This window comes from Citrobacter sp. Cf132, from assembly GCF_030333885.1.
GTDB classification, from domain to species: Bacteria; Pseudomonadota; Gammaproteobacteria; order Enterobacterales; family Enterobacteriaceae; genus Citrobacter; species Citrobacter freundii.
On the sequence record NZ_JAOWFA010000057.1, the window covers coordinates 646,006 to 664,730 of the forward strand.

Below are 18,725 nucleotides of genomic sequence, written 5' to 3' on the forward strand. Positions count from 1 at the left end.
CATCATTGCTGTCTTTTGCCACCCTTATAGGATGTTTAAGCAAAAGAACAATGACATGCTACCAAAAGCTTCTCGTATTCCCCACGCCATGACGCAGCATGGCGATACTCGTGTTGATAATTATTACTGGTTGCGAGATGACACTCGCTCGCAGCCAGAAGTGCTGGATTATCTGCAACAAGAAAATGCGTATGGCCGTCAGGTTATGGCCTCGCAGCAGGCTTTGCAGGATCGCGTCCTGAAAGAGATTATCGACCGTATCCCGCCTCAGGATGCTTCTGCCCCCTATGTGAAGAATGGTTATCGCTACCGGCATATTTATGAACCGGGGTGCGAATATGCCATTTATCAGCGTCAGTCTGCCTTCAGTGAAGAGTGGGATGATTGGGACACTTTGTTGGATGGGAACCAGCGCGCGGCACACAGCGAGTTTTATACGCTGGGAGGGCTGGCGATATCACCGGATAACACCATCATGGCACTGGCCGAAGATTATCTCTCTCGCCGGCAATATGGCGTGCGTTTTCGCAACCTGCAAAGCGGCAACTGGTATCCGGAAGTGCTGGAAAACGTCGAAGCGGATTTGGTATGGGCGAATGATTCTCAGACTTTCTATTACGTGCGCAAGCACGAAACGACGTTATTGCCGTATCAGGTCTGGCGACATACAGTCGGCTCGCCATCGTCACTGGATGAGCTGGTGTATGAAGAAGCCGATGACATGTTTTATGTCAGTCTGCATAAAACCACATCATTGCATTATGTGATTATCCACATTGCCAGTGCGACCACCAGTGAAGTTTTGTTGCTTGATGCAGAACTGGCAGATGCCGAACCGTTGGTCTTTTTAGCGCGACGCAAAGACCACGAATACAGTCTCGATCACTATCAGCACAATTTTTATCTGCGCTCCAACCGTCAGGGGAAAAATTTCGGCCTGTACCGTACCCGTGTTCGTGATGAGCAAGCCTGGGAGACGCTGATCCCACCGCGTGACAACGTGATGCTGGAGGGCTTTACGTTATTCACCGACTGGCTGGTGGTAGAAGAGCGGAAGCGGGGCTTAACCAGCCTGCGGCAGATTAATCGTAAAACGCGCGAAGTGGTCGGGATCGCCTTTGACGATCCGGCATATGTGACCTGGCTTGCCTATAATCCAGAGCCGGAGACATCGCGCCTGCGCTATGGCTATTCCTCCATGACTACCCCGGACACATTGTTTGAACTGGATATGGACACCGGGGAACGTCGTGTGCTTAAGCAGACGGAGGTCCCCGGATTTGATGCGGCGAATTACCGTAGCGAACACGTATGGATAACGGCACGTGATGGCACCGAGGTTCCGGTTTCGCTGGTTTATCATCAAAAGTATTTCCTGAAAGGAAAAAATCCGTTACTGGTTTATGGCTATGGCTCATATGGCGCCAGCATGGATGCCGATTTCAGCAGCAGCCGTTTAAGCTTACTGGATCGCGGCTTTGTTTACGCCATTGCCCATGTGCGTGGCGGTGGTGAATTAGGACAACAGTGGTACGAGGACGGTAAGTTTCTGCGCAAGAAAAATACTTTTAATGATTACCTCGACGTCTGTGATGCGCTGCTAAAAATGGGCTACGGCGCGCCTGAGTTATGTTATGGAATGGGAGGAAGCGCCGGGGGAATGTTAATGGGCGTCGCCATTAATGAGCGCCCGGAACGCTTCCATGGTGTTATTGCTCAGGTGCCGTTTGTCGATGTGGTAACCACAATGCTCGATGAATCAATTCCCCTGACGACCGGTGAGTTTGAAGAGTGGGGTAATCCGCAGGACGAAGAGTATTACACCTATATGAAAAGCTACAGCCCGTATGACAATGTAACCGCGCAGGCGTATCCGCATCTGCTGGTCACGACGGGATTACACGATTCCCAGGTGCAATACTGGGAACCAGCAAAATGGGTGGCAAAACTGCGTGAGCTGAAAACGGACGATCGTTTGCTGCTACTTTGCACGGATATGGATTCCGGACACGGCGGTAAATCCGGGCGTTTTAAATCTTACGAAGGTGTGGCTCTTGAGTACGCTTTTTTGATTGGACTGGCGCAGGGAACACTGCCTGCTCAGGCGTGATCCAAATAGTGTTTTAGCGTTAATCGCAGTTCCGGGCTCATATTATCAAGGTTATTAAATAACCAGCGCAGATAGCCCGGATCGCGTTCAGCCACTTCTGATACCGGTTTTCCGCGGTACTTACCAAAAGTGAAAGTAGTGAGTAACGCGGGACGGCCGGTGATATCGACCATTTGATCGGCTGTCCAGCCTGACGTCTGCATGATGTCGATCAGGAGTGCCGCAGTGATATAGCAGTCGTACAGGGCGCGGTGATGGTGGAGACCCGCTGGCGTCTGGACACTCAGCTTGCGCGATTTATACAGCGCCATGTTGCTGTATTTGATCCCCGGCCACAAACGGCGGGAGAGCTTCATGGTGCAAATCCACTCCCCGGGCATATCGGGTAATACGCGGCGGTCAAAGCTGGCATTGTGCGCCACGTACCACTCGCTGCCGTAATACTTCGGGATGACGTCTTCAATCCACGGCTTATCGGCCACCATTGCTTCAGTAATGCGATGGATAGCCATCGCCTGTGGGCTGATGGGGCGGTCAGGGCGTACCAGGTGGCTCATTGGGTTGACTATTTTTCCGTCAACCACATCGACAGAAGCAATTTCAACAATGCCTCCCTGTAGACCACAGGTTTCTGTATCTATTATGCGCAACATGCCATGCTCCTGACCCAAAACGACTAGCGTAATGGAATGATATCACCTTGCCAACCCCGTGGCGTGCGTTGACCGGTTAACAGCAAAGAACCGCTGTCTGCGCGAACAATCAATCGGCCTCGCTCATCCCATAACGCGCTGCTGCCACGCGCATTGGCCATTAATACAGCTATGGCAAACTTATGCGAGAAACTCTGTAGACGAGATGTGGAGGAGAGCAATTCGGGTTCGCTAATGGACTGACTACTGGTAAACAGGGAGTAAGCCGGGTCGATATCGATACCTTCCGGCTGGCTATCCACTACGCTAATGGCATTTTGCTGTCTGGCAATACAGGCTCCGTGACTTTGATGAAACGTTAAGGGCGAGGTCATCCAGGGAGAAAAGAGCGCGATGCCTTTTACGAACCGGTTGTTATGTTCCACCGGTAGTCCCGCAATGATTGTCATACGATAAATCGCGGCGGCATGGGCGAGAGGTTCTAACAGCGCTTCATCGGGTGGGGCAGGAAGCGCGTCATGTTCATCAACACAACCTAACAAGGAGAGGGAAGGAAAAACCAGCAATTCACATTGGCATTGGGCGGCTGCCTGAATGAATTGCAGGTGATGTGCGACATGCTCGGTAACTGAGGTGTGAAGAGGTTCGTACTGCGCTGCTGCGATTTTCCAGTGTGACATAATGATTTCCTTTTCATAGTGTCTACAATCATCCTGAAAGTATAGATTAAGAATATACTTATACTGTAGCAGCCATCATGTAAGGAATCGTAACGTAGTATAAGTTTTATTTAACTTTAGGCTCGTAAGGTAAACGTGAAAGGGAAACGGATGCCAGTCGGTGCGCGATGAGTCTTTCGCGAAACCAGTCGCGTAAATGTTCGGGCTGTTCGCGTTCAACAACTTCGGCAACAACCGGCATGTTGTATCGCTCCTTGAATGCCACTCCCGCGGCAGCCAGATCGACATTGACCTTATCCATTTCCGCTTGCTCAAGTTTGGCCAGATTGATGTTCATGGGCTTCTCCTTTTCTCTGTCTTTCGGCGCGCAAAGTTACTAAGAGTGTGCATTAATGGCAAGACCGAAATGATGATTCTCGACTCGATCATTGTAGAAGGTTATTCTCTATAGATTAGACATAACAAAAAGGAATAGTTGAAATGGCTTCATCTGCATCTATGCTTCGCAGCGCTCTCATCGTACTCGCCAGCGTGCTGGCAACGCCCGCCGCCCTGGCGCATGCCCACCTCACAAAACAAAGCCCGGCTGCTAATGCCGAGGTTGCGGCATCTCCTCAGGCGTTGACGCTGAATTTTTCTGAAGGCGTAGAGCCGGGATTCAGCGGCGCAAAGCTGACAGGTCCAAACAAAGAACAGATCAAAACGGGCAAGGCGTCACGCAGTGAGCAGGACAAAACGCAGCTGATTGTTCCGCTTGATCAAACACTTGAAGCAGGAAAATATACGGTCGACTGGCACGTTGTTTCCGTGGATGGTCACAAGACGAAGGGGCAATATACCTTTAGCGTGAAATAACTGATGCTGGCATTTACCTGGGTTGCATTACGGTTTATCCATTTTACCACTTTGATGCTGGTGTTTGGTTGTGCGCTTTACGGCGCATGGCTGGCTCCCGTTTCGGTTCGTCGTTTAATGATGCGTCGTTTTTTGCGTCTGCAACGGCATGCCGCAACGTGGAGCTTTATCAGCGCGACGCTGATGCTGGCGATCCAGGGTGGGTTAATGGGCTCAGGCTGGCGGGATGTTATCTCTACAGATGTATGGGGCGCGGTGTTGCAAACGCAGTTTGGCGGCGTCTGGTTATGGCAGATTATCCTCGCGCTGGTCACTCTGGTGGTGGTTATTATCGTACCGCGTAGCATGCCGCGACGGCTGTTAATGCTGACGATTGCGCAGTTTATTTTGCTGGCTGGCGTAGGGCATGCGACGCTGCATAGTGGTATTACTGGGGCAATCCAGCAGGTTAACCATGCCTTGCATCTGATATGCGCCGCCGCCTGGTTCGGTGGCCTGCTACCCGTACTTTACTGTATGCGAATGGCGCATGGCCGCTGGCGAGAACAGGCCATCAGCACCATGATGCGTTTCTCCCGCTACGGGCATCTTTTTGTTATCGGTGTTTTACTTACCGGTATTATGAATGCGCTGTTTATTGTCGGTTTTTTTGTTCCCTGGCACATGGCTTACGGGCGGCTGCTTTTGTTAAAAGGTGCCCTGGTCATGCTAATGGTGGCGATTGCGCTGGTGAATCGGTATGTTCTGGTACCACGCATGCAGCAGGATAACCGCGGCATGACTCTCTATTTTATTTGGATGACCAAGCTGGAATGGGGTATAGGAGCCGTTGTGCTGGCAATTGTCAGCCTGTTCGCAACCCTTGAACCTTTCTGATTGATGGACTGGCGAAACGCATGAAAAAAATCATTATCTCTTTATTACTCCTGGCAAGCTCCGGAGCCGCGCTGGCTGCGCCGCAGGTCATTACCGTCAGCCGTTTTGAGGTTGGCAAAGATAAGTGGGCGTTTAATCGGGAAGAGGTGATGCTGACCTGCCGCCCGGGTAACGCGCTGTATGTCATCAATCCCAGTACGCTGGTGCAATACCCGTTGAATGATGTTGCCAGACAGCAGATGGAGAGCGGAAAAACCACGGCAAAGCCGATCGAGATTATCCAGATTGATGATCCGGCGAAACCGGGCAAAAAAATGAGCCTGGCACCGTTTGTGGAGCGTGCAGAAAAGCTCTGCTAATTGTCAGATGTAGTGCTCTGATTTCCAATAAAAAACCGCAAGGATCTCACACGAGAACTTGCGGTTTTTGCGTTTGGATGCGTAACAAACGTCCTTTTTTTCCGGCCACTTTAGTCGCGGACTGGAAAACCTGGCGCTGTCATCTATTCTTAAATGGCAGGGTAACTTAGCCTGCATTAATGCCAACTTTTAGCGCACGGCTCTCTCCCAAGAGCCATTTCCCTGGACCGAATACAGGAATCGTATTCGGTCTCTTTTTATTTGGCGAATGCGATGCCATCCAGGGCAAAACACGTCTTATCGCATGCTGCATTCTCCATAAACCATACCATACTCCTGCCCTCGATCGTCCAGGCTTTTTTACCATCATTGCTAAAATTATAACCAGGTACCCTTGTACTCTGGAGGCGACATGGGACGACCTGACAATATCTATCAACGAATCGACGGTACACAGTGGCGTCACGTCTGGGTGGTTGGGGATATCCACGGCTGCTTCTCGATGCTGATGGCTAAACTGCGCCAGTACCGTTTTGATCCCTGGCAGGATCTGCTGGTTTCAGTGGGGGATGTTATCGACCGCGGACCAGACAGTTTGCGTTGTCTGAAATTATTGCGTAAACGCTGGATTGTCGCGGTCAGGGGGAATCATGAACAGATGGCGCTGGACGCGCTGGCGACGGGGGATCAATTCATGTGGTTAATGAATGGTGGTTCGTGGTTTGCGCAGGCGGAGCAACCGGCAGCGAAATTCGCTCTTGAAGAGTGTTGGCAATTACCCTGGATTCTGGAGCTGCACTGTCAAAACGGCATACACGTTATTGCTCATGCCGATTACCCGGATGATGATTATCAGTGGCTAAAAAAGATCGATTTACAGCGTGTGCTGTGGGATCGTTCGAGATTAATGAACAACGGTTGTGGGATTCGCGGTGCGGATCACTTCTGGTTTGGCCACACGCCGTTGCGCCATCGGCTGGATCGCGAGAATCTGCATTATATTGATACCGGTGCTGTATTTGGCGGCGAGTTAACGCTGGTACAACTGCAATAATCAAAAATCGCTGTATTCCTGGGCCGGGTGCCAGAAACTATCGATGTAGTCATCCGCGGGTAAACACCCTCCGTTACGAATACGTTGATCGTCCATCGATATCAGGCACTGCTGCTCAGTTTTGTAGACATCAACCACGATATCTTCACAACCGCCATCCAGGTAGCACACAAAAAGAACCAGCGTGAACATTCCATCCTCAAATGGTAAAGCCATAGCTGTAGTGTAGAAGATGTTGATAGATGAGGGAAATTGACCAAGAAATAACCCGTCTGGCGACGGGTTCTTTTTGAATCAGGCAAGGCGCATGATCCAGGCATCTGACTTACGATCGTAGTGTTCGCGAAATAGTACTGAATGTTCTCCGTTCAACAGGGCCGGGACACTGGTATCGGCATCCCAGGCATCCAGTTGCATACATAAATCCGGGTCGGATTTACACGGAATGGTTAACGTTCGGTCCCCCGGCGATTCGCCATGTAACTCGGCGTCGTCGATTTCAAAAGCGCCAATGCGCACACTGGTTTTCATCATCGTGCTCTCCGTTAATTTGCTAATTGTGGTACGACCAGTTAGGTCGTCCATTTTTCAGCGTAGTCAACGTTAGCAAAAGCGCCAGTAAAAACGTGCGTTATCCCGTAAAGAGTTTGCCATCCCGGACAAGATCGCGTGGGTAGCTATTCTTCAGTCGCGATCCAATACGTTTTGCCAGACCGATAGGCTGATGCTGGAATGTAACCAGTACGTCGTCACTCGTCGGTGTGGCTTGTGGGTAGACATCCCGGCCGCGGTACCACTCTTCAGCTTCGGCAAGCGTCAGTTCAAACGCATGGCTGTGATTTGGGTTGGCGAGCGCGATGACGGCTTCATGCTGCCAGCGGTAGCCTTTATTGTGCGTTTCGGCTAATTTGACGCCGAGTCGGGAAAAGCGGACTTTGCCGATCAGTGACTCAATTTCTGTTGGGAACAGCCAAATCTCTTTATCGCGCTGCCACAGGCGTAAATTATCTTCCCACTGCAGTCCACAAGCGCTCGCGGCTTGCGCGATAAGCGCGGACTCGCGTCCTTTCAGCGGGCTAAACGGGAAGTTACCGACTTTATATGTCGGCGCAGGTAGTGGAGGGATGGCGGCTGTTTTGCGCAAACGCGCAACGAAGAAACCTTCGCAATCGTAAATTTGCGGAAACACATGCAGGAATCCTTCCGGCGTCAGGGCGCGTTCGGCCTGTGGAAATAAATCGCCGAGTGGTAAAAACTCGACGGCGTCCGGGTAGGTTTCAATCAACCACCGCATGATATTTTCATTTTCGTCACGATTAAGCGTACAGGTCGAGTAAACCAACGTGCCGCCGGGGCGCAGAGCGTGAAAGGCGCTGTCGAGCAGTTCGCGCTGAGTTGCGGCAATTTCCAGATTACTTTCTGGCGACCAGTTTTTTAGCGCATCGGGGTCTTTACGCACTACGCCTTCCCCGGAACACGGGGCGTCCAGCAATATGGCATCAAATGATTCCGGCAACGCAGCGCCAAATACTCGTCCGTCAAAATGGGTCAGGGCGACGTTGGCTATCCCGCAACGGCTGATATTGGCATGCAGGACTTTGACGCGACTGGCAGAAAATTCATTCGCCAGAATGGCGCCTCGATTATTCATTTTTGCGGCAATTTGCGTGGTTTTGGAGCCAGGGGCTGCCGCGACATCCATTACGCGTTCCGGGGTATTGCCTTCGGCAAACAGCGCAGCGACTGGCAGCATTGAGCTGGCTTCCTGAATATAAAACAGGCCGCTTAAATGTTCTGCTGTGCTACCGAGCGGCACTAACTCATCTTCATCGCGTTCGATCCAGAAACCTTCAGCACACCAGGGAACCGGAGTGAGAGACCAGTTGTAAGGTGCTGTCAGTGTGAGGAAATCGGCAACGGAGATTTTCAGCGTATTGACGCGAATGCTGCGGCGCAACGGGCGCTGACAGGCAGCGAGAAAATCATCAAATGAGAGCGTGGAAGGCATTGCTTCACGCATTTTAGTCAGAAAGGCGTCGGGAAAATAAGCCACTTGGTACCACCGGCAAAAAAACAGGTGCGCAGTGTAGCATAAGTGCTCCGGCGCGAGTACGCCGGAGCAAGTGGAGAGATTATCGTGGCAGGGCTGTTCCCCATTCACGCCACTCTTTCGGTTCGCTTTCGAGCAACAGGAAGTGTTTACCTGCCTGCGCTTTAGGAGCCAGCGGTGTACCTGGTGGAGTCGCGAAGGCGATGCCGCCGCGGATGAACTGATTGAAGGTACCGGTCTTCACGACACCGCCGGTCAGGCCGAAGTCAAGATTGTAGCCGGATGCCAGCCAGAACACGGAGTTGTTGCGCACCAGATGCTGATAGCGCTGGCTAATGCGCATGGCAACCATCACACGATCGGAAAGCGAGCCCAGCGTCAGCCCGGTGACGGTCCCCACTTCAATACCTCTGAACAAAACTGGGGTTCCGATATTCAGTGAACCTGCTTCCGGTGCTTCCACCACAATACTCAGACCATCGAGGTAACGAGAGTCGGTAATGGTGGCTTCCTGCAGCTCAAAATCACGGCGCGGATTACCGCGTCCGGGTTCAACGTTGATGTACGGCTGCAGGATTGTATCCAGATGCTCCACGCCAGCTGCCGAAATTTGCGGGGTGATCACGGAGAAACGGGTACCGCTTCGCGCGAAGGTCTGCACGTATTCCGGGTACAGAACCGCTTTTGCCTGCACTTCGTTACGGGCGGTGATCAGCTCAAGCGTCTGAATCTGGCCGATATCGATTCCCAGGTAGCGAATCGGCATGCCAGCAGCGAGTTTACCGGCATCGAACGCATGCAGCGTTATCTGGCCGCCTACCGCACGCGCGGCGGTTTCCGAAGCATATAGAATACGCTTGTCGCCTTTGCGTTGGCTGGCGCTGGCACCGCTTAAATTATCGAAGCTAATTGCCCCTTTGAGCGCGCGTGAAAGGGGAGATGCCTGTACGGTTAATCCGCTGCCGTTAAGCTGAACTTTTGCTCCGCCTTCGGCCCAGAACACGCTGTTGCTGGTCAACAGGTTGCGATATTCCGGTTTAATATGCAGATCGATATCAAACGCATCGGCGCGAGGACGAACGCTGATCACTTCACCGACCTCGAATTTGCGGTATAGAACCACCGAGCCGGCCTGCACATCAGGCAGCGTTTCGGCGCTCAGGCTGACCGTGGTGGTTGGCAGATCGCTCAGGCTGTTTTCAATCGCTTTTTCCAGGTTGGCATACAGCGGGTAGCTTTTTTTCATTTCCCCCTTCGTACCGGGCAAAATACGAATGCCGCCGCTGAGCCACTCGCTGGCGCTGGCGCCAAGGAACTCCACGCCATCAAGTCCGACTTTAACGTCCACGCGACTGTTGACCACGAACTTACTGTCACCTTGCACCAGGTCACGATGCTGCGGTTCGATGGCAACGGTAAATGAAACGCCTTTGCTGGAAAGCGTGCGCTCAATCACCTGACCGACCTGTACGCCGTGGAGAATCAGCGGCTGGCCAGCATCAATACCGTAACTTTCCGGTGCGGTGAGCGTAAATGTCATGACCCCTGGATCGTGTAACAACGACTTCTCTGCGGGGATAACCACAAACTGGCTACGCGGCTCGCCTTCGCCGGGGACCAGTTCAAACGTTTTACCCGTCAGCAGTGAGCTGAGATTGGCATCGTTTAACGATAATTTAGGGCTGTGTAATTCAATCCGCGTGTTGTCGCGCAGCAGCGTTACGACGCTGGGGTCGACAGTCATTTCTCCAGTCACTTTACCGCCTGGATTTAAATCCAGTTTGGTGAGTTGGCCGACTTGTAATCCTTGATACATCAGCGATGTTGAGCCCGCTTTGAGTCCGTCCCCGCTGGGTAAGTCAAGCTTGACGATCACCCCGCGCTGGCTGTGCGCGAGATCCTGATATAAACCAAACGTGTCGTCGGCTGCGGCGGGTTTTGAGTCTTCAGGCGAATCAAAAGCAATGGCGCCATTGACCAGCGCGGCCAGACTCTCCAGTTTGATCTTCGCGCCGCTGAGGCTGACATCCGCATTCACACCGGAGACGTTCCAGAAGCGGCTGCCCTTTTTCACCAGATTGGTAAACCGACGTTCAATCAGCACGTCGATAGTTACGCCTTGATTGTTGGGGTTGATAGTGTAGTCATACACCCGGCCCACCGGAATCTTACGGAAATAAACCAGCGAACCGCTATTGAGCGAACCGAGGTCAGGCGCCCGCAGATGCAGCATCAAATCGCCATTATCCAGACGGTATTTGGGCTGCGTGTCGAGGGCAACAAAATGATCTTCTTCCTCGCCGGTGCCGGGCATCATGCCGATATAGTTACCACCAACCAACGCATCCAGACCCGAAACTCCGGCCAGCGACGCTTTCGGCGTGACCAGCCAGAACTGGGTATCTTTGCGCAGTGCATCTTTCATGCTCGATTTGATGCTGACGCGGACTTCAATTTTACGCAGATCTTTGCTGAGGTTGATATCCTGCACCGTGCCCACTTCAACGCCCTGATAACGAACGGGCGTGCGTCCTGGTACAATGCCGTCCGCGGACATGAAGTCAATGGTTACGGTATTGCCGCGATCTTCATAGCTTCCCCAGATAAGCCATCCTGCGATCATCAGCGCAATGAACGGCAGCAGCCAGAATGGAGAGATACGGCGTTTTGTTTTAATCTGCGCTTCAGTCTGCGAAGCGGGCGTTTCCTGACTCATGTGCATCCCAAAGTAAGCGGCTGTCCAGCCATTCCACAGCAAGAATAGTCAATATTACCGCCGCGCCGAAATAAAACGCAGCCGGTCCCATAGTAAAAGCAAGTATCTGATCGCGATTAATCAGCGACATGGTTAAAGCGATAACAAAGAGATCCAGCATCGACCAGCGGCCAATCCAGGTCACCATACGCAGCAGTTTTATGCGGGTACGCAATCCTTGCTCGCAGTTAAAATGGATGCTGATGAGCAACGTAAACATCACAATTACTTTGGTGAATGGCACCAGAATACTGGCGATAAAAACGATCGCCGCCACGCCGACGTTGCTGTTTGCCAAAGACATTATGCCTGACAGGATAGTGTCTTCCTGCCTACCACCGTTGACATAAATTACCGAGATGGGCAGCAGATTAGCAGGCAAAAGCAGGACAATCGAGGCCAGTAGCGCCGCCCAACACTTTTGGATACTTTGATTCCTGCGCCAGCGCAGCGGGATATGGCAACGAGGGCAGCGACCCCGAGCGTCCGGATAACCTGTAAAGTGACAACCGAGGCAGACGCGGAGCTTTTCATCAGGGCGACGGGCTGGTCTTTGCGGGTAAAATCGGTCCCAAAGCTGCTCTACGTTGAGGTGCGACAGCGTCAAAATACTGAGGATCACCAGCGCAATAAAAGCAAACAGCCCCACACCGGGTTGCAAAAAAGCATAGTCCTGAACTTTGATCGACGCGACGCCAATGCCCACAAGATAGATATCGAGCATCACCCACTCTTTGAGCCTTTCCAGCATCAGCAGCACCGGGCGCAGGTTCATCCCAAGAATATTGCCAAACCACAGATAAGCAATTGAGGTCACGAGAATTAGCGGCGCGCCAGCGACGCAAAAAAGCACGAAAGAAGCAGTGAGGGGATCACCTTGTCGGGTCATTTGCCAGATGCCTTGCATAACATTGGCATCAATGCGCACGCCTAATAAATAGATGTGCAGGAGTGGCTCTCCCCAGGCAAAGGGCATCAGCAGCAACATGGTGAAAGCCATTGCCGCAAGTCGCGTTAATGACCAGTCGCGTCCGTCACGAATTTTTGCCTGGCAGCGTGGGCAAAAGGCACTTTGGTGCGAACGCATTTTAGGCAAGCTAAATATCAGGTCACATTCAGGGCAGCGATGATAATGTGCACGAGGTAGTGCCTCACCGATGGACCTGATGGCTATTTTTTTAGTTGGCGTGATGCGTGGTGTCGTTAAGGCCATGTATCGCGAATCAAATTGTTGAAGTAATGTTATCTTAACTCATGACGGGAATGATCTTGAGCATTAACGCATTTAATGTTTATTTTAGTAGGCTGCAGTTTTAAGTAAGACAACTAAGTGATTACATAATGAACAAAATAGAGCTATACACGGATCTGAACCGTGATTTTCAGGCATTGATGGCAGGTGAAACCAGTTTTCTGGCAACGCTGGCGAATACCAGCGCATTGTTGTACGAGCGTCTTGCAGAAGTGAATTGGGCCGGTTTTTACCTGCTTGAGGACGATACGCTGGTGCTTGGTCCCTTCCAGGGCAAAATTGCCTGCGTGCGGATCCCGGTAGGGCGTGGTGTGTGCGGTACAGCAGTGGCGCAGAACCAGGTTCAGCGTATTGAGGACGTACATGCTTTTGATGGGCACATTGCTTGTGATGCCGCCAGCAACGCTGAAATCGTCCTGCCAATCACCGTCGAAAATCAGATAATCGGCGTGCTGGATATCGATAGCACGGCGTTTGGCCGCTTTACTGAGGAAGATGAACAAGGTCTGCGTACACTGGTGGCACAGCTTGAAACCGTGCTTGCAACGACGGATTACAAAAAATTCTTTGCGCACGTCGCAGGATAATCAACGGATAACGTAGCAATTACTGATGACGTCATTATAATGTCGCCTGTTCATGCCTGCGCTTGTTGGCTACGTCCGTTGTAATCAGGAAATTTCATGGAAAATCAACCTAAGTTGAATAGCAGTAAAGAAGTCATCGCGTTTCTGGCCGAACGCTTCCCGCAGTGTTTTAGTGCGGAAGGCGAAGCGCGCCCACTGAAAATTGGCATTTTTCAGGATCTGGTAGAGCGTGTTGAGGGCGAAATGAACCTCAGCAAGACTCAGCTCCGTTCTGCCTTACGTCTCTATACTTCAAGCTGGCGCTATCTGTACGGCGTTAAATTGGGCGCAACGCGTGTTGATCTCGACGGCAACCCTTGTGGTGAGCTGGATGAACAACATGTTGAACATGCGCGCAAACAGCTGGAAGAAGCTAAAGCCCGTGTTCAGGCGCAACGCGCAGAGCAACAGGCGAAAAAACGCGAAGCGGCTGCTGCTGCCGGTGAAAAAGAAGGCGCAACGCGTCGCGAGCGTAAGCCGCGTCCTGCACCGCGTCGTAAAGAAGGTGCAGAGCGTAAACCTCGCGCTGAAAAACCAGCAGCAAAAGCACCGCGTGCTCCTCGCGAAGAACAGCATACCCCGGTATCTGATATTTCAGTACTGACGGTAGGGCAGTCTCTGAAGGTGAAAGCAGGAAATAATGCGATGGATGCCACCGTATTAGAAATCACCAAAGATGGCGTCCGTGTACAGCTGAATTCGGGTATGTCTTTGATTGTACGCGCAGAACACCTGGTGTTCTGAAACGGAGGCCAGGCCTGGCATGAACACTTTTTTTAGGCTTACTGCGTTAGCTGGTCTGCTTGCATTAGCAGGCCAGGCACTTGCTGTGGAAGATATCACGCGTGCCGATCAGATCCCCGTTTTAAAGGAAGAAACCCAGCATGCGACGGTAAGCGAACGTGTGACGTCGCGTTTTACGCGATCACACTATCGCCAGTTCGATCTGGATCAGGCGTTTTCGGCAAAAATTTTTGACCGCTATTTGAATTTGCTCGACTACAGCCACAATGTGCTGTTGGCGAGCGATATCGAACAGTATGCAAAAAAGAAAACGGTCCTCGGCGATGAACTGCGCACCGGCAAGCTGGATGTCTTTTACGATCTCTATAATCTGGCGCAAAAACGCCGATTTGAACGTTATCAGTACGCATTAAGCGTACTGGCACGTCCAATGGATTTTACCGGTAACGACACGTTTAACCTCGACCGAAGTAAAGCGCCGTGGCCGAAGAGCGAAGCAGAGCTAAATGCGCTGTGGGACGGCAAGGTTAAATTTGACGAACTCAGCCTGAAGCTGACCGGTAAAACCGATGCGGAAATTCGCGAAACGCTGACGCGCCGCTACAAATTTGCGATTCGCCGTCTGGCGCAGACCAACAGCGAAGATGTGTTCTCACTGGCGATGACAGCGTTCGCCCGTGAAATCGACCCGCATACTAACTATCTCTCTCCGCGCAATACCGAGCAGTTCAATACTGAAATGAGCTTGTCTTTGGAAGGTATTGGCGCGGTTCTGCAAATGGATGATGACTACACCGTCATTAACTCCATGGTGGCAGGTGGTCCGGCAGCCAAGAGCAAGTCGATCAGCGTTGGCGATCGTATTGTCGGCGTCGGGCAGACGGGCAAGGGCATGGTCGATGTGATTGGCTGGCGTCTGGATGACGTCGTGGCACTGATCAAAGGACCTAAAGGCAGCAAGGTACGCCTTGAAATTCTGCCTGCCGGTAAAGGTACCAAGACGCGCACCGTGACGCTAACGCGTGAACGTATTCGTCTCGAAGACCGCGCCGTAAAAATGTCCGTGAAAACCGTTGGCAAAGAAAAAGTTGGCGTACTGGATATTCCTGGCTTCTATGTAGGCCTGACTGATGATGTCAAAGTCCAACTGCAGAAACTGGAAAAACAAAATGTCAGCAGTATTATCATCGATCTGCGTACTAACGGTGGTGGAGCACTGACTGAAGCGGTTTCGCTTTCCGGTCTGTTCATTCCTTCCGGCCCGGTGGTTCAGGTTCGTGATAATAACGGTAAAGTGCGTGAAGACAGCGATACCGACGGCGTTGTGTACTACAAAGGCCCGCTGGTGGTATTGGTCGATCGCTTCAGCGCCTCAGCATCAGAGATTTTCGCTGCGGCAATGCAGGATTATGGCCGAGCGTTGATCGTTGGTGAACCGACCTTTGGGAAAGGCACCGTCCAGCAGTATCGTTCCCTGAACCGTATTTACGATCAGATGCTGCGTCCGGAATGGCCAGCGCTGGGTTCTGTTCAGTACACGATCCAGAAATTCTACCGTGTAAACGGTGGCAGCACGCAGCGTAAGGGCGTTACGCCGGATATCATCATGCCGACAGGTAATGAAGAAACTGAAACCGGCGAGAAGTTTGAAGATAACGCACTGCCGTGGGACAGCATTGATGCTGCGACCTACACTAAGTCAGATAATCTGACGCCGTTCGGACCTGAATTGCTGAAAGAGCACAATGCACGTATTGCGAACGATCCTGAGTTCCAATACATCATGAAGGACATTGCGCGTTTCAATGCGATGAAGGATAAGCGCAACATCGCTTCTCTGAATTACGCTCAGCGTGAAAAAGAGAATAACGAAGATGACGCAATGCGTCTGGCGCGTATCAACGATCGGTTTAAACGTGAAGGCAAACCGCCATTGAAGAAACTGGACGATCTGCCGAAGGATTACCAGGAGCCGGATCCGTACCTGGATGAAACGGTAAAAATCGCGCTCGACCTGGCGCATCTTGAGAAAGAGAAGCCAGCGGAACAGCCCGCAACCAGTCAATAACCTCGAACAGGCACAAGAAATTGTGCCTGTTTTTTTAACAAGTGCATGAAGACGTCAGCCTGATACGATAAAATGTAAAGTTGTGTCTTTCTGGTGACTTAGCACCTATGGATGCTTGAAAATAGTCATAAGACCCATACGATATGGGTAATCGCATAGTGCGTTTTGTTAAATTGAGGTTAAAAGAAAATTATGATGCGAATCGCGCTCTTCCTGCTGACGAACCTGGCTGTGATGGTCGTTTTCGGGCTGGTATTGAGCCTGACAGGGATCCAGTCAAGCAGCGTTCAAGGCTTGTTGATCATGGCACTGCTGTTTGGTTTTGGTGGTTCCTTCATTTCGCTGCTGATGTCCAAATGGATGGCGTTAAAGTCCGTTGGCGGGGAAGTGATCGAACAGCCTCGCAATGAAAGAGAACGCTGGCTGATGAATACAGTTGCGAATCAGGCCCGCCAGGCCGGGATCGCTATGCCACAGGTTGCAATCTACCACGCGCCAGATATTAACGCGTTTGCGACCGGTGCCCGCCGGGATGCCTCGCTGGTGGCTGTAAGTACTGGCCTGTTGCAAAACATGAGCCCGGATGAAGCCGAAGCGGTTATCGCGCATGAGATCAGCCACATTGCCAATGGCGATATGGTGACCATGACGCTCATTCAAGGGGTAGTAAACACCTTCGTTATCTTTATCTCACGTATTCTGGCGCAAATTGCCGCTGGCTTTATGGGCGGAAACCGTGATGAGGGTGAGGGTAGCAACGGTAACCCGTTGATCTACTTCGCGGTGGCGACGGTGCTGGAACTGGTGTTTGGTATTCTGGCGAGCATCATTACCATGTGGTTCTCACGTCATCGTGAATTCCATGCGGATGCAGGCTCAGCGAAACTGGTGGGGCGTGAAAAAATGATCGCCGCGCTGCAGCGCCTGAAAACCAGCTATGAACCGCAGGAAGCGACCAGTATGATGGCGTTCTGCATCAACGGTAAATCCAAATCGCTGAGTGAGCTGTTTATGACTCACCCCCCGTTGGACAAACGTATTGAAGCGCTGCGCAGCGGTGAGTACCTGAAATAATCTGCAGCAGACAACAACAAAAAGCGCGTCGACAGACGCGCTTTTTTTATGACTGAACTCGCGGTTGTGTAATACGTAAGCCACTTACGATTGCGGCCAGCGAAGCCAGAATACCCGCTGTTATCAGCGAGACGTGCGTTCCACTGCCACCAAACTGATTTAGCATCAGCGCAACCAGTGCGGCCCCGGTACTCTGACCCAGTAAGCGCGCTGTTCCGAGCATACCGCTCGCGCCTCCGCTACGATCGCGCGGCGCGGAGGTGATGATGGTGTGATTATTCGGTGACTGGAACAAGCCAAAACCCGCACCACACAAAATCATTGGCCAGATGATATTAAAATCGGAAGGTGATGCGGGCAGTAACACCAGAGAAAACAGCCCACAAGCCATTACTGCCATGCCCAGCGCGCCAAGCAGACCTGCATGAACACGTTCAATCAAATATCCCGCCAGTGGGGCCATCACCATGGTTGCCAGCGGCCACGGCGTCAGCAGCAGGCCCGTTTCAACTTCGCTGCGTCCGAGAACCGTTTGCATAAAAAAGGGCAGGGAAACCATCGCCAGCATTTGTGCGCTGAATGAACAGATTGAGGTGCAAATAGAGAGTGAAAACAGCGGAATACGTAGCAGATCAACCGGTAATAACGGTACTGGCAATGCGAGTTGGCGGCGGATAAAGAAAAACCCTACTACGAGAAGCCCCACAAGTTCAGCACCAATCAGTTTTAGCGACTGTCCCTGTGCAAATCCGCTGAGTGCCGTGATCAACAAACCGAATGTTAAGGCGTTCATTATTGCGCTGGGCAGATCAAAGCGCGGTTTATTGCTACGTGATGAATTGGGTGGCAAAAAACGCATAGCCAGCAGCAGGGCGATGATCCCCAATGGAACGTTAATTAGAAATAGCCATTTCCACGAGGCAATAGAAAGAATTGCCGCCGCAATAGTCGGACCCGCTGCCGAGGATACAGCCACGATAAAGGAGTTAATACCCATCCCGCGGCCAAGCTGGCGCTGAGGATAAATGAGTCGGATCAATGCCGTATTAACGCTCATCAGCGCCGCGCCGCCAAACCCCTGAGCCACGCGCGCTAACGTCAGCATATGCAGCGAGTCAGACAAGGCACAAAACAGCGATGCCAACAGAAATACGACCAGACCACACTTATAAATGCGTCGGTAGCCAAACATATCACCTAAAAAAGAGAGCGATAACAGCGAAACAACGATCGCAATTTGGTAGGCGTTCACAATCCAGATTGAGCTGGCGGGTGAGGCCTGAAGATCGGTGGCGATAGTGGGGAGGGCAACGTTCGCTATTGCGCCGTCGAGTACTGCCATAGAGATGCCAATAACAATGGTTAAAATTGCGCCATATCGCTGGGGCAATGGCAGACCATCGGTCTGAGTTTTTTCCATAGGAAGTCAATACTGTTGGAATTTATGATGAGAATAATAATTTTAGCATTGATATTCAGGCGTTAGGTCGCAGATTTGTAACTAAGTAAGCAAAGAGCGATTGCGAGGGCTGATACGTGAAATTATAATAAAAACCGGTTCTGATTTTT

General features: G+C 51.6%; 18 protein-coding genes. 9 read left to right on the forward strand and 9 right to left on the reverse strand.

Translation table 11 applies throughout. From position 1 onward, the window contains the following. The first annotated feature begins 55 nt into the window (after positions 1-55). Complete coding sequence (ptrB, locus tag OGV85_RS16515) at positions 56-2,110, forward strand: oligopeptidase B (protein WP_003034916.1); 2,055 nt, start codon at positions 56-58, stop codon at positions 2,108-2,110. On the opposite strand, the gene exoX is transcribed toward ptrB, so the two are convergent. The 3 genes from exoX to OGV85_RS16530 all read right to left on the reverse strand — a co-directional run bounded on the left by exoX (position 2,101) and on the right by OGV85_RS16530 (position 3,780). Continuing rightward, positions 2,101-2,763 (reverse strand): exodeoxyribonuclease X, encoded by a 663-nt coding sequence (gene exoX / locus OGV85_RS16520; protein WP_048217917.1) that lies wholly within the window; start codon positions 2,761-2,763, stop codon positions 2,101-2,103. The two genes, ptrB and exoX, sit on opposite strands and share 10 nt — an antisense overlap. A 23-nt stretch (positions 2,764-2,786) precedes the next feature. Beyond that, positions 2,787-3,443, reverse strand: coding sequence for a carbon-nitrogen hydrolase family protein (locus OGV85_RS16525; protein WP_003034921.1), 657 nt, complete (start codon positions 3,441-3,443; stop codon positions 2,787-2,789). A 106-nt stretch (positions 3,444-3,549) separates the two neighbouring features. Further along, on the reverse strand, positions 3,550-3,780 hold the full coding sequence (locus tag OGV85_RS16530; protein ID WP_003034925.1) for a DNA polymerase III subunit theta: 231 nt from the start codon (positions 3,778-3,780) through the stop codon (positions 3,550-3,552). Positions 3,781-3,923: 143 nt separating this feature from the next. Here OGV85_RS16530 and yobA point away from each other — a divergent pair, with 143 nt between their 5' ends. From yobA to pphA, 4 genes are all read left to right on the forward strand, one after another. Continuing rightward, positions 3,924-4,298, forward strand: coding sequence for a CopC domain-containing protein YobA (yobA, locus tag OGV85_RS16535; RefSeq protein WP_003034928.1), 375 nt, complete (start codon positions 3,924-3,926; stop codon positions 4,296-4,298). Positions 4,299-4,301: 3 nt separating this feature from the next. Continuing rightward, on the forward strand, positions 4,302-5,174 hold the full coding sequence (gene copD / locus OGV85_RS16540) for a copper homeostasis membrane protein CopD (protein ID WP_061548577.1): 873 nt from the start codon (positions 4,302-4,304) through the stop codon (positions 5,172-5,174). A 20-nt stretch (positions 5,175-5,194) separates the two neighbouring features. After that, entirely contained in the window at positions 5,195-5,533 is a 339-nt protein-coding gene (locus OGV85_RS16545) for a YebY family protein (protein ID WP_061548576.1), read from the forward strand. Between the two features lie 412 nt (positions 5,534-5,945). Then, positions 5,946-6,587: a protein-serine/threonine phosphatase gene (pphA, locus tag OGV85_RS16550; RefSeq protein ID WP_016150398.1), complete on the forward strand. Its 642-nt coding sequence runs from the start codon at positions 5,946-5,948 to the stop codon at positions 6,585-6,587. On the opposite strand, the gene OGV85_RS16555 is transcribed toward pphA, so the two are convergent. From OGV85_RS16555 to yebS, 5 genes are all read right to left on the reverse strand, one after another. Then, on the reverse strand, positions 6,588-6,779 hold the full coding sequence (locus OGV85_RS16555) for a YdfD/YebW family protein (RefSeq protein WP_003034941.1): 192 nt from the start codon (positions 6,777-6,779) through the stop codon (positions 6,588-6,590). Positions 6,780-6,881: 102 nt separating this feature from the next. Beyond that, positions 6,882-7,118 (reverse strand): YebV family protein, encoded by a 237-nt coding sequence (locus OGV85_RS16560; protein WP_029139506.1) that lies wholly within the window; start codon positions 7,116-7,118, stop codon positions 6,882-6,884. Positions 7,119-7,218: 100 nt separating this feature from the next. Then, on the reverse strand, positions 7,219-8,640 hold the full coding sequence (gene rsmF, locus OGV85_RS16565) for a 16S rRNA (cytosine(1407)-C(5))-methyltransferase RsmF (protein ID WP_072291341.1): 1,422 nt from the start codon (positions 8,638-8,640) through the stop codon (positions 7,219-7,221). A 79-nt stretch (positions 8,641-8,719) separates the two neighbouring features. Beyond that, positions 8,720-11,353: a PqiB family protein gene (locus OGV85_RS16570; RefSeq protein ID WP_003034947.1), complete on the reverse strand. Its 2,634-nt coding sequence runs from the start codon at positions 11,351-11,353 to the stop codon at positions 8,720-8,722. Beyond that, entirely contained in the window at positions 11,322-12,605 is a 1,284-nt protein-coding gene (yebS, locus tag OGV85_RS16575; protein ID WP_003841983.1) for a membrane integrity lipid transport subunit YebS, read from the reverse strand. The genes OGV85_RS16570 and yebS overlap by 32 nt, the downstream gene beginning before the upstream one ends. A 128-nt stretch (positions 12,606-12,733) precedes the next feature. On the opposite strand from yebS, the gene msrC reads away from it, so the two are divergent. From msrC to htpX, 4 genes are all read left to right on the forward strand, one after another. Beyond that, positions 12,734-13,231 carry a free L-methionine (R)-S-oxide reductase MsrC gene (gene msrC, locus OGV85_RS16580; protein ID WP_003034953.1) on the forward strand — a complete coding sequence of 166 codons (498 nt, stop codon included), beginning with the start codon at positions 12,734-12,736 and terminating at the stop codon, positions 13,229-13,231. A 96-nt stretch (positions 13,232-13,327) separates the two neighbouring features. Then, positions 13,328-14,014 carry an RNA chaperone ProQ gene (gene proQ, locus OGV85_RS16585; RefSeq protein WP_061548575.1) on the forward strand — a complete coding sequence of 229 codons (687 nt, stop codon included), beginning with the start codon at positions 13,328-13,330 and terminating at the stop codon, positions 14,012-14,014. 19 nt (positions 14,015-14,033) lie between these two features. Continuing rightward, on the forward strand, positions 14,034-16,082 hold the full coding sequence (prc, locus tag OGV85_RS16590; RefSeq protein WP_003034960.1) for a carboxy terminal-processing peptidase: 2,049 nt from the start codon (positions 14,034-14,036) through the stop codon (positions 16,080-16,082). A 192-nt stretch (positions 16,083-16,274) separates the two neighbouring features. After that, on the forward strand, positions 16,275-17,156 hold the full coding sequence (htpX, locus tag OGV85_RS16595) for a protease HtpX (protein WP_003034964.1): 882 nt from the start codon (positions 16,275-16,277) through the stop codon (positions 17,154-17,156). A 46-nt stretch (positions 17,157-17,202) separates the two neighbouring features. On the opposite strand, the gene OGV85_RS16600 is transcribed toward htpX, so the two are convergent. Further along, positions 17,203-18,576, reverse strand: coding sequence for an MFS transporter (locus OGV85_RS16600; RefSeq protein ID WP_032935396.1), 1,374 nt, complete (start codon positions 18,574-18,576; stop codon positions 17,203-17,205). Positions 18,577-18,725: the final 149 nt, after the last annotated feature.